This window comes from Limnofasciculus baicalensis BBK-W-15, assembly GCF_024178385.1.
Lineage (GTDB): Bacteria > Cyanobacteriota > Cyanobacteriia > Cyanobacteriales > Coleofasciculaceae > Limnofasciculus > Limnofasciculus baicalensis.
In genome coordinates this window covers 7905-19984 of sequence record NZ_JAMZMM010000076.1, presented here as the reverse complement: position 1 = coordinate 19984, position 12080 = coordinate 7905, and the positions used below count along the sequence as shown (strand labels likewise).

Genomic DNA, 12080 nt, shown 5'->3' with positions numbered 1-12080 from the left:
ATACGGCATCCGCTGTTCCACTCCCTAATCAAATCAAAATCGTTATGACTATGATATAGTCGTAACGGTTCGTAAATAATCAATGTTTACCAGTATAGGTAAGGTGCGAATAACTTTGCCTATCCATTGTCGCGAACAAATCAGTAGCAAAATTAAGGAGCATAAAAATGACAGGATGTCTTAGAGTAGGTCAAGCCGCCCCCGATTTTACCTCTACGGCTGTGGTGGATCAAGAATTTAAAACGACGAAACTATCTGACTATCGCGGTAAATATGTCGTTCTCTTCTTTTATCCGCTAGATTTTACCTTTGTATGTCCAACTGAAATTATCGCATTTAGCGATCGCTATTCAGAATTCAAAGAACTAAATACCGAAGTACTCGGTGTCTCTGTCGATAGTGAATTTTCCCACCTCGCTTGGATTCAGAGCGATCGCAAATCTGGTGGTTTGGGCGACTTAAACTACCCCCTAGTTGCGGATCTGAAAAAAGAAATTAGCACCGCCTATAATGTTCTAGATCCTGATGCGGGTATCGCTTTGCGTGGCTTATTCATTATCGACAAAGAAGGTATTATCCAACACGCCACTATCAACAACTTATCCTTCGGCCGCAGCGTTGACGAAACCCTCCGGACTCTCAAAGCAATTCAATACGTTCAAAGTCATCCAGATGAAGTTTGTCCCGCTGGTTGGCAACCAGGTGACAAGACAATGGTTCCCGATCCCGTTAAGTCTAAAATATACTTCTCTGCTGTTTAATTAACTTCTGTGACAAAATAGGTTTTATATGTTACGACCATAGCATATACAGCCCTTGTCAAGAGAGAAACCGGGTTTTTTAAAGAAACCCGGTTTATTTTGTTTACTTCAGCCAACTAAAAACTGTATAATGTTGATCGTAAAATCACTATAAATTTATTTCTAGTCAAGGAGGAATCCCCCCCACATGCTAACTTCCATAGACTTTAGTGACTTATTCACCCAACGCTTTTACCAGAATTTATTCCCAATTCCATCAAGTAATAGTCTCCAACTGGGAGAAATGACTCCTGACTTTAAGTTACCTGATATTACAAATAAGTTTAATGTTAAACTATCTGACTACTGGGATAAACAACCAGTTGTTCTTGCTTTCACCCGGATCTTCACTGCTAAACAATATTGTCCCCTTTGTTTGCCTCATATTAAAGCTCTCAATCAGAATTACGAGCGATTCCTCGATCGCGGCGTGGAAGTATTGATGATTACTAGTACCGATAAGCAACAAAGTAGACATGTGGTAAACAAGTTAGGGTTAAATATGCCACTCCTTTCTGATTCTGATTGTAATAGCTTTAAAGCTTATGGAGTCGGTCAAGCATTAGGCGCTCCTTTGCCTGCTCAGTTCATTTTGGATCGATCGGGAAAACTCCGATTTAAACATATATTTTCTTTCTTGTCTCCTCATGCTGATGTTGAAACTTTGCTGGATATGGTTGGTTAACCACAAAGGCACTAAGACACTAAGGTGGTAATGGATTTTACTATAATTAGTGTTTGTTGTTTTTGATAATTTATAACCTATGCGTGCTAAAAGACTGGGAATAATTGCTCTATTTACTTTCCTACTCGTTATTCTTAATCCCGATTGGGGATTTATATTCAATTTCTCTGGGAGTCCACTGGCAGAAGCAGCATTAGATTGGCAATTCATGCCAAATAATCGGGTATTGGCACAAAGCCCAGACGAGCGGAAGGTAAAAGTAGAGGAATTATTTGAACTAGGTAGAAATCAGTATCGCACAGGTAATTTTGAAGCGGCATTAAAGTCTTGGGAAGCGGCACTTACCCTATATCGGGAACTTAAAGATCGTCAAAGTGAAGGGGAAACTCTAAATAATTTGGGATTAGTTTACCGGAATTTGGGAGACTTCAATAAAGCAATTGATTATCACGAACAGAGTTTAGCGATCGCACGAGAGCTAAAAAACCGTCAATTGGAAGCTTTTTCTTTGAATAGTCTGGGCAATGCTAATTTTAATTTCGGTAAGTTCGATCGGGCAATTGCGTTTTTTCAGCAAAGTCTGGCTATCGCACGAGAAATTAATAATCGTGATAGTGAAGGGATTACTTTGGGTAATCTGGGCAACTGCTATTTATATCTGGCAGATTATCCCCAGGCAATTAAATTTTATCAGGAAAGTTTAGAGATAGCACGGGAACTTAATAATACCTACTCTGAAGGAAATGCTTTGGGTAATTTGGGCACGGCTTATGATGCGTTGGGAGAATATAATAAGGCAATTGAGTACCAAGAGCAAAGTTTAATCCTCGCTAGAAAAATTAACGATCGCCAAGGTGAAGGACAAGCTCTGATTAATTTGGGCATGAGTTATCGTAATCTCGGTAATTATGCTAAAGCAATTGAGTATCAGGAGCAAAGTTTAGTAATTTCCAGGGAAATTAAAGATATCCGTACTGAAGGGTTGGCTTTGGGTAATTTGAGTAGTGCTTATTATTCTCTGGGTGACTATGGTAAGGCTATTGAGTATAGTCAAAAGAGTTTAGATATTACTATCAGAATTCAGGATATTCAAGGACAAGGACAATCTTTAGGTAATTTGGGTAATATTTACTATTCTTTGGGAAACTATCCTAAAGCTATTGAATTCTATCAGAAACAGTTAGGCATTGTTGAACAAACTGGAGATCGTCAGGGCAAAGCTAATGCTTTGGGGAATTTGGGTAATACTTACAATGATTTAAAAGACTATAATAAGGCGCTGGATTTTTATCAGCAGAGTTTAACCATAACGCGAGAAATTAAAGACCGTAATGGAGAAGGATCTGCTCTTGGTAATATAGGATTGGCATACCTATTGCTGGAAGATTATCAAAAGGGGATTGATTTCTGCGAACAAAGTTTAGTTATTAAGCGAGAAGTAAAAGATCCGGTGGGAGAGGCAAATACTCTAGGAAACTTGGGATTGGCTTACGATGCTTTGGGAAATTATACTAAGGCGATTGAATATCAAAAGCAGTATGTAGATATTGCACGGGAGATTAAATACCGTTGGGGTGAAAGTACTGGTTTAAATAGTTTGGGTGCGGCACTTCGTAATGCTGGTAATCTAGTTGAAGCTGAGAAAAATTTTCTGGCTTCAATTCAAGTGAAAGAATCTTTACGGGCTGGGTTAGATGATACGGCAAAAGTATCTATCTTTGAAACTCAGACAGATGCTTACCAAAATTTACAAGAAACTCTGATTGCTCAAAATAAAATTGAATCAGCTTTAGAAATTGCAGAAAGGGGGAGAGGAAGAGCCTTTGTGGAGTTACTAGCAAAGCGCTTATCTGATAATTCAGGAATAATACCCGCCACCGCACCCCCAACAATTGACCAGATTAAACAAATTGCTAAAACTCACAATGCTACCTTAGTGGAATATTCGATAATATACAATAAAACACTCTTCATTTGGGTAGTTAAGCCAACAGGAGAAATTGAGTTTCGCCAGGTTGATATGACACCATTATTTGGACAGGATATTCAGGAATTATCTGATATTATTATTAAAACTCGTCAATTTATCGGGATCAGAGATAGAGGGTTAGGAGTAGTACCTTCACAGATTAAAATCGATCGGACTAATCGCCTACAACAGCTACATCAACTCCTGATTAAACCAATTGCCGACTTATTACCGACAAATCCAGAAGCACGAGTAATTTTTGTCCCACAAGGTTCATTATTTTTAGTCCCTTTCCCAGCTTTGCGAGATTCTGTAGCTCAATCTCTAATTCAACAACATACTATTCTTACCATCCCAGCTATTCAGCTTTTAGATTTAACTCGGCAGCAGAAACAGCGACTTGGAAATAGTAATGGGCGGATTGAAGGAAGTACTATTTTAATAGTAGGGAATCCCACTATGCCCAGTGTTGCTCCTGATATTGGCGAAGCCCCAGAGCAATTGGCTAGTTTACCTGGAGCAGAAGCAGAAGCAATTGCGATCGCAAAATTATTCAATACTCAAGCAATTACTGGTAATCGGGCTACTAAAAAGGATATTATATCCAAAATGGAGAAATCGCGTCTCATTCACTTAGCCACTCACGGACTATTAGATGATTTTACCGGAAAAGGCATTCCGGGCGCGATCGCACTTGCTCCTTCTGGTAATGACGATGGCTTACTAACAGCTTGGGAAATTTTGGACTTGAAACTAAAGGCAGAATTAGTCGTTTTAAGTGCTTGCGATACTGGGCGAGGTAAAATTACTGGAGATGGAGTGATTGGTTTATCTCGTTCTTTGATTTCTGCTGGAGCGCATAGTATTATAGTTTCTTTATGGGCAATTCCTGATGCCTCTACCGCTACTTTGATGACTGAGTTTTATCGCAATTTTCAACAAAATCCTGATAAGGCTTCGGCTTTGAGAAATGCGATGTTGACGACAATGAAAAAATATCCCGATCCCATCAACTGGGCTGCTTTTACTCTGGTTGGGGAGGCGGAATAATTATAGCCAGTAGGGTGCGTTAGGCGAAAGCTAACGCACCATTACCATTAATAAGCTGTAGCAATAGCCATGAGTTTAACAGTGGAGGATATCAGGAAAGTTTCTCAAGAATAACGATCCAGATTTAGAGGATTAGGATTTAATCCTCTAATCCCAATCTAACCACAAAACTAGCAATTTGCCAAGGCGCAATCTGGCAAATATCATTATTGCCAGAAGGCTCGGAGGAATTTTGCGATCGCTCCAGTAAGTCTACTCTCTCTACCACTCTTAATCCTAAATCGCTCTTTAATGACAATTGGGCTGTCTCTCCATGACATTCATAACACCGCAAAATCCACTCCTGCGGATTATCTTCCTTTTGCTTAAATGCCATTAATATCAAATTTTCAGCTCCTAAATCTAATCGGGAAGAGGTGGGATGTAAAAGGTGAGAGGAAATTTTAGCTCCGACTTCCCGCTCACCATTTGACAGGCAAGATGCCTTTCCTACAATAATTTGCAAGGGGACATTTAATTCATATCCTTGTCGTACTGTATGGGCGGATTGCCATGTGCCGCTATGGGGATAAATCGCGTAAGTAAATTCATGAATTCCTCTATCGCAATCTGGATCGGGCCAAGTTGGACTCCTGAGTAAGGTTAGCCGTAATTGAGAAGATTTAGCATCATATCCATATTTACTATCGTTAAGTAAACTAACTCCGTAAATAGGTAGTGGGGAAAATTCTTTATCGCTGACAATTTCTCCCTCACAATCAAGAAAATTTGTAGAACAGGCATCTTGCCTGTCTCCAGATTCGCTTAAATCTGCCCAACGTAAAGCAGGTACTTCCCATTTTGCTTTCTCGGCAGGCGTTTCTAGTTTAGTCGAACGCGCGATCGCACCACAAGGAATCTCGTAAGTAGCAAAGTCAGCCTCTATATTTAACGGAAATGCTGCTTTCAGTAATACATGCTCTTCTTGCCAATCTACTCTTGTCGCAATTTTCAATAGCGGCGATGCCCAGTCTAAGATGTAATCTTGGCAAAACTCAGATTTACCTAATTTTCTGATAACTCGCAAACGCGAACGCAATTCCCCACTTTCGATCCATTTTATCGATACTAACTCAGTTTCCTCTAACCGATGTCCCTCATAATTCGGATCGATATTCCAAGCATCCCAATATTGCCCACTATCTTTAAACCCCTGTAATTCATTCCCACCTCCCCCCTTTGCCAAGATTTCTCTCTCATTAACCTTATCGAAAATACTCCTTAAGTTACCAGTCTCATCATCCACTATCACCCTCAACAAATTATTCTCCAAAACCCAATTTTTTTCCCCTATAGTGTCAGATTGCAAAAATCGTGATATACTACTGTCATGATGGGATAGGTGTGCGCTTACAGAGTACTTTTCAGCCTCCGATCCTATCACAGCAAGGTTTTCAGCCTCACCCTTAACCAACCAAAACAACTGATAACCTACATCCGGAATCCCAGATGCGAAAAAGAGGAGGGAGTCGGTAGTCTGTTGGGATGGCAGTATTACCCCAGAAGAATCGTAAATTTGCCAAATTGGGCACTTAATAGGGTTTTTATCGGTAATTTGCTCTGGCTGGCTCAGGTTTTCAGGATTTTGCGGCACTTCTCGCCCATCTATATATATATAGGAGAAACGAGAAGGATGAGTCGGAGGCGAGGGTAACTTAGCATGACTCATATCCTTCGGCAGAAATTCTGAATTAGCGAAAATCGCATTATCTGGTGATTTCCCTATCTTTGAATTAGGGATTTTAGTCGGATTTATTGGCTGATCTGACAATTCCCCCATCTCCCGATTACTTTCGGCAGTAAAATCTATCGCAATAGAAGATAAAGGCAAAGAGACAACTTGCGATCGCGCCCAGTTAAGGGCATTAAAAATAAAAACAGGCTTCGCGTCGGGTGATGGTGGAGTAGGTAAAAGAATTTGAGATGCTGTGGCAGTTATCGAATTTTGCAATATCTCCAAACATACAGCCTCAACATCCAACCAAGCCCGATTAGCCTCAACAAACACCTCCCCAATCGAAGTGCCCGGTAAAATATCGTGAAATTGATTAAAAAGAACCTTTTTCCAAGCCTCTTCCAACTGAAATTTCGGATAACCCCCCTCTTTGCGCCCTTTGCGCCTTCCTTTGCGCCCTACTCTGGCGAGAAGCCGCTGCGCGTCTATGCGTTTAAAAAAATCCTCCGCTTCCCCACCAACAACCATAGCTGCCAAAGAAGCAAAAACTTCCGCTTGATATAATAATCCCTCACACCGACGATTCCAATATTTTTGGTCAGCGTGGGTAGTATAACAACCGCGATGGAATTCTAGATAGAGTTCATCATGCCAAACTGGTAATGTTGCTGGATTTGTTTTTAACGCAGAGGGCGCAGAGGTTTTCGCAGAGGTACGCAGAGGGTTTTTGGGAGGGAGTTGGTTTTGATGCTGAATCTTATCCAAAAAGGCAATAGCGGTGGTGAATTCTAGTTTGGGGAAGAAGGGAGAATTTTGCCAACGTTTGGCTATTTCTAACATGTCGCGAGTTGGTCCGCCACCATGATCGCCTACGCCGGGAAGCCATAAGGTATCTTTTAAACCAGTTTGTTTTTCCCAGTCGATAGCGTATTTTCCCATGGTAATTGGATTGGTATCCATGACTCCGGCAGTGTTAGGGGGAGAGATGAGACTGAGAATTTTACTGCCATCGGGAGATTGCCACCAAAATATACCGTGGGGAAATTTAGTGGTATCGTTCCAATGGAGTTTTTGAGTGACAAAGTATTCAATTCCGCCTTGTTTGAGGAGTTGGGGTAGTTGCCAAGTGAAGCCAAAGCTATCGGGAAGCCATGCTATTTTGGTGAGGTTACCGAATTTTTCTTTAACGTAACGTTGGGCGTAGAGGATTTGTCGGACTATGGATTCGCCATTGATGAGGTTTAATTCTGGTTCTACCCACATCCCGCCGACTATTTCCCATTTGCCTAAAGCGATTTTTTCTTTAATTCGCTGGAAGAGATTTGGTCGGTTTTGTTCGATCCAGGCATAAAGTGCGGGTGTGCTATGGCAAAATGTGAGATCGGGATATTCTGTTTGTAATTTTAATACCGATTCAAAGGTTCTTTCTGCTACTGCCCAAGTTTCTGTTACTGTCCACAGCCAAGCCATGTCTAAGTGGGCATGACCTAACAGGTGGATAGAGTTTTGAGTTATGGAAGCAAAGGATTCCCGCGATTTAAGATAATTTTCACCCATTCCCGATTCACCATTCACCATTCCCCACTGTAAAAGTAAGTTTTCCCGTAATATCGAGAGGGATTTATCGAATTCTTCCTTATCTGAGACTAGATCCCAATTAATTTTTGCGATCGCACTCTCCAGAGTATCTAACTTCTCTGGGGCAAATAAATCTATATATATATGTATAATTTCTAATTCATCAGCGACGAAACCTGGATCGAGAGAATTAGTGGATTTATCAATAGATTCAGAATTTACTTCGTACACGCAAAGCGAACGCATTAATCCGCCAATATCATGTCCGGGACTAACCAACCGCAATAATACGATAATTTCTGCTCCTGGTGTTACTGCCCAATTCAATAGTACCCGCGCCGATGAATCGAATAAGTCCCCTTCTTGAACTAATTCACCGTTAACGAAAATTTTCGCATCGGCTGCCCACCAGGTTAGAGCTAATTTTAGCGCTAATCCAGATAGGGGATATCCTTGTAAGTTTTCCGGGACTATGATTTTTTGTCCTAACCAAATGAGTTTACTTCCTTTGTCCCAGATAATATAGCCTTTGGGATTAAGTTCGACTTTTTGCCAGTTAGTGGGGATATCGGTTTTTATCTCTTCTGGTGATAAGTCTTGGGTGGAGTAGTGCCAGTTGGATTGAATGTCGATTTGGGTGAGGGCGCGAAGTTTGTTGATGGTTTGGGATGGGGTGTTCATTTTTTTATTTTAAACGCATAGACGCGCAGCGGCTTCTCGCCAGAGTAGGGCGCAAAGGGGGGCGCAAAGGAGTTTAATTAGAGAAGATGTCTAAGTTTGAGGAGGCTTTGATTTATTATAATGGGAGGGTGGGCATTGCCCATAATGAGTTTAAATCTACATTCTCCATCCTAAAATTACAGGCTACTTTGGTGTAATACTTGTATTTCTATGAAATACAAGTATTGTCATTTTTAGATGTATTACTTGTATTCCACTATGATACCAGTAATACGCTGCAAAACCTTTGATCAATTTAATAATTTTTGCGAAATATCCGGAAGCATAATAATTGATGATGGAGTTTGCTATATAGTCTATGACCGTTGAATGGAGTAGTGATGAGGCATCAAGGCAATCCAGGACAACTCTTTAGGACCAATATAGCTATTACTTTAAGAGTAGGATTAATTTCTCTATTATCTTCCGGTATCTTGATAGCGACTTATATCCTAAATAAGAGTAATGAATCTAACAAGAGTATTTTGAATTTTGTTGTAGCCACTCTTTCAGCTAGTGCTACTATTACAGGCACGTTTTATGTTGGCAAAAGCATCAGACAAAGTGCTGAATCTCAAGAGTTAGACAGGAAATTGAGTCTAGAGTCTCAAAAGATAGATCGCACACTATTATATATACAGCGTTGGAACGACTCCCATTATTCGTCATTTAAAAAACTTGCCTATCAAATTCATCTTTTGATCAAAGATCAACATCAGAATCAAAAAGGCAGAATTGTTCGAGAAGAAATAGAAAAAAATCCAGATCTGAGAATGGAAGTTACTGAGGTTCTCAATTTTTTGGAAGAAATGGCTCTTTGCATTAAAAGAGACATTATCAAAGAAGATTTAGCTGTAGATTTTTACAGAAGTATTGTCTTACAGTATTGCGATATCTTCGGAGTTTGGATTGCCCAACTGAGGAATGAGAAAGAGGAGCATCGTTTGTACCAACAGTTAACAGATTTGTACGGAAAGTGGAAAGATAGATAATCCTTCTGGTTATCTCTCACAGATCCTTCCGGTTATCTCTCACAGAGCGTGTATAGATAGTAAGATGGATTTCAACAAGTCCCGCGATGAATAACAATTTATTTCTCTATGGAAGAGGGATAAATCTCGATTAGATATGATCGATCAGGTTTAAACCGAATCAGATTAAAATCATCTACTATTGCAGTTACAAAGCTATTACATCGGCATCTAACCTCTTAATTTGCAAAAGTTCAGCCTTAAGTGGAGATAAACAATAAATGGATACCACTGTCTTTCTGTTTTGCCCAATATTCTCTCCCAAAATGGAGCTATTCATGGAGGGTTCTACAGGATTTAGGACAATCATGACGATGATCATCTCTCTGCTTTGTCTAATATTCTACCCCAAAATGAATCTATTTATGGAGGGTTCTACAGGGTTTTAAGTTTGTCGTAGCATAGATAAGTAAATAGACTTATCGGACAATTCTCAGTTGAGATTTACCTTTGTTGTCTCTAAGTTCTGAGTGTCATACATCAGCATTAGGTAAATCCTGCTAATCAAGGGTTTTTCTTGATTGAGTCAGAGATCTAATGTATTACACACCCAGCATACAGTGATGCTGGGTGTTAATTTTTTTTTAAAAGCAACTTAAATTGATAAAAATGGTATATGATTGAGTTGCTACTTTGTTAGCAATAATGGTAATTGTAGGTCAATTGACTCTAGGGAATATTTTTCTCATTAAACACCTGCTCCTGCTAATACTATAACAGGCAGGCTTTATGTTTGATAGAGTAAGGACACAATATCAACAGAAATGTATCGAACTAGTACTCTCTTCCAGTGAGATAACTTCTCTCTGCCAAAGGGATCGCTCATAATACCAATTTTCTTGGAGATGAGAACAAGATGATATTTAGCACCAAAACATTCACGGATTTTTATACCTGTGGTATTAGCAAAAATCCAAGCTTATCAATAACATATTCTCTACTTAAAGAGGGATATACAGGTTTCTGACAAAAATTAATGGCTGTTAGGGCTTCTGATGCTATTTAGATTTAATTAATATCCCCAACTAGTGGGGATTAGTAGTAGGTGCTTCAGCACCTATTGTACCTGGCTAGGGGATCTTACTTCAACGCGAGATCGCTTGATAAGCCTCATCTAAATCTAATTCAGCTTCTTCTGAAATTTTAATTTTATATGTCATGCTTGATAATTCTTTGCTTAACTATTCCCCAAGATTCACCGCAATTTTCAATATTTTGATAGGAGGCTAAACGCCGATCTAATTCTTGTTTCTGAGATTGAGTCAAAGGAATTTGATCTGGCTCAATAACAACACTATTCCAGATATCTTCTATTAATTGAAGCTTTTCGGTAATAGTTAGGGGTAAAATTTGTTCAGACAAGAGACTATTCATAAATTATAATGAGGTAACTTGATAATATTATCTTAACTGATTTTTACCATTTGGTATTATTTTAATGATTGACAATCGCTTTTTAGGATGTAACTGAGTTTAAGGTGCGTATATATTCCTGCAATCTAAGTTTAGCATAAATTGCTGCCTGTATAAAACTGATACCGTAGGTATCCCATCGATCCGCCAATATCATGTCCGGGAATAACTAACTGCAATTGTCCCAGATAATATAGCCTTTGAGATTAAGTTCGACTTTTTGCCAGTTGGTTGGGATATCGGTTTTTATGTCTTCTGGTGAATTGAGTATAATAAAATGCGATCGCACTTATTGGCAAGCGATCGTACTGGAATGGCAATCTTAGAGTAGCATTACTTTTGGTACTCTCTACTGAGAGAGTGCCAGTTAGTAACCCAGGAAATCATCGTTTTTTCATTATGAAAACAGACAGCATCTTCTATAATCTATTTCTTTCCTTTCCTGGCATATTCTTTGAACTTATCGAACGTCCGCTAGAAGTGGCAAATTTCTATGAGTTTACTTCCAGGGAAGTCAAACAACTATCTTTCCGTCTTGATGGTTTATTCTTGCCGACTAACAATGACCCAAAGGAACCATTATATATAGCGGAGGTGCAGTTTCAGCCCGATGACGATTTATATTACCGTTTATTTGCCGAACTATTCCTATTTTTGCGGCAATATCAGCCACCTCATCCCTGGGAAGTGGTGGTAATCTACCCTAGTCGCACTGTGGAAAGGGCGCAAACTCCTAAGTTAGACCAACTCCTGAGCCAAAATTGGGTGAGACGGATTTATTTGGATGAATTGGGGGAAGTTGGGGAAAGTTCTTTGGGAGTGGGAGTTGTTAAACTGGTGATAGAGTCAGAAAAAACTGCACCCCAACTGGCCAAACGCTTAATTGAGTCAGCTAGGGAACAGTTAACCGATCAAAGGATTAGGCGAAACCTAATCGATTTGATCGAAACAATCATCATTTATAAATTACCACAAAAGAGCCGTCAGGAGATTGAAGCTATGTTAGGTTTAGCGGAAATTAAGCAAACGAAGGTTTATCAGGAAGCTAAAGCAGAAGGTAAACTCGAAGGTAAACTCGAAGGTAAACTCGAAGGTAAACTCGAAGGTAAACTCGAAGGTA

7 protein-coding genes are annotated in these 12080 nt (G+C 39.7%); 5 read left to right on the top strand and 2 right to left on the bottom strand.

All coding sequences use genetic code 11. From position 1 onward, the window contains the following. Positions 1-161: 161 nt before the first annotated feature. From NJ959_RS10040 to NJ959_RS10030, 3 genes are all read left to right on the top strand, one after another. Positions 162-761, top strand: coding sequence for a peroxiredoxin (locus NJ959_RS10040; RefSeq protein ID WP_373693637.1), 600 nt, complete (start codon positions 162-164; stop codon positions 759-761). Between the two features lie 187 nt (positions 762-948). Beyond that, on the top strand, positions 949-1485 hold the full coding sequence (locus NJ959_RS10035) for a peroxiredoxin family protein (protein ID WP_254011613.1): 537 nt from the start codon (positions 949-951) through the stop codon (positions 1483-1485). Positions 1486-1564: 79 nt separating this feature from the next. After that, the gene (locus NJ959_RS10030; protein WP_254011612.1) at positions 1565-4504 is read left to right on the top strand and encodes a CHAT domain-containing protein; all 2940 of its coding nucleotides are present in this window, start codon (positions 1565-1567) and stop codon (positions 4502-4504) included. Between the two features lie 139 nt (positions 4505-4643). On the opposite strand, the gene NJ959_RS10025 is transcribed toward NJ959_RS10030, so the two are convergent. Then, entirely contained in the window at positions 4644-8477 is a 3834-nt protein-coding gene (locus NJ959_RS10025) for an alpha-mannosidase (RefSeq protein ID WP_254011611.1), read from the bottom strand. 380 nt (positions 8478-8857) lie between these two features. On the opposite strand from NJ959_RS10025, the gene NJ959_RS10020 reads away from it, so the two are divergent. Next, entirely contained in the window at positions 8858-9508 is a 651-nt protein-coding gene (locus tag NJ959_RS10020) for a DUF4760 domain-containing protein (protein WP_254011616.1), read from the top strand. Positions 9509-10696: 1188 nt separating this feature from the next. Here the strand turns inward: NJ959_RS10020 and NJ959_RS10015 are convergent. After that, the gene (locus tag NJ959_RS10015) at positions 10697-10921 is read right to left on the bottom strand and encodes an addiction module protein (RefSeq protein WP_254011610.1); all 225 of its coding nucleotides are present in this window, start codon (positions 10919-10921) and stop codon (positions 10697-10699) included. Positions 10922-11359: 438 nt separating this feature from the next. On the opposite strand from NJ959_RS10015, the gene NJ959_RS10010 reads away from it, so the two are divergent. Then, a partial coding sequence (locus NJ959_RS10010; RefSeq protein ID WP_254011609.1) for an Rpn family recombination-promoting nuclease/putative transposase occupies positions 11360-12080 on the top strand: 721 nt, incomplete at its 3' end.

Excerpts from the sequence above, each read along its gene's own strand:
- NJ959_RS10015 (WP_254011610.1), bottom strand. The coding sequence starts at position 10,921 with ATGAATAGTCTCTTGTCTGAACAAATTTTACCCCTAACTATTACCGAA.
- NJ959_RS10020 (WP_254011616.1), top strand. The coding sequence starts at position 8,858 with ATGAGGCATCAAGGCAATCCAGGACAACTCTTTAGGACCAATATAGCT.
- NJ959_RS10035 (WP_254011613.1), top strand. The coding sequence starts at position 949 with ATGCTAACTTCCATAGACTTTAGTGACTTATTCACCCAACGCTTTTAC.
- NJ959_RS10025 (WP_254011611.1), bottom strand. The coding sequence starts at position 8,477 with ATGAACACCCCATCCCAAACCATCAACAAACTTCGCGCCCTCACCCAA.
- NJ959_RS10030 (WP_254011612.1), top strand. The coding sequence starts at position 1,565 with ATGCGTGCTAAAAGACTGGGAATAATTGCTCTATTTACTTTCCTACTC.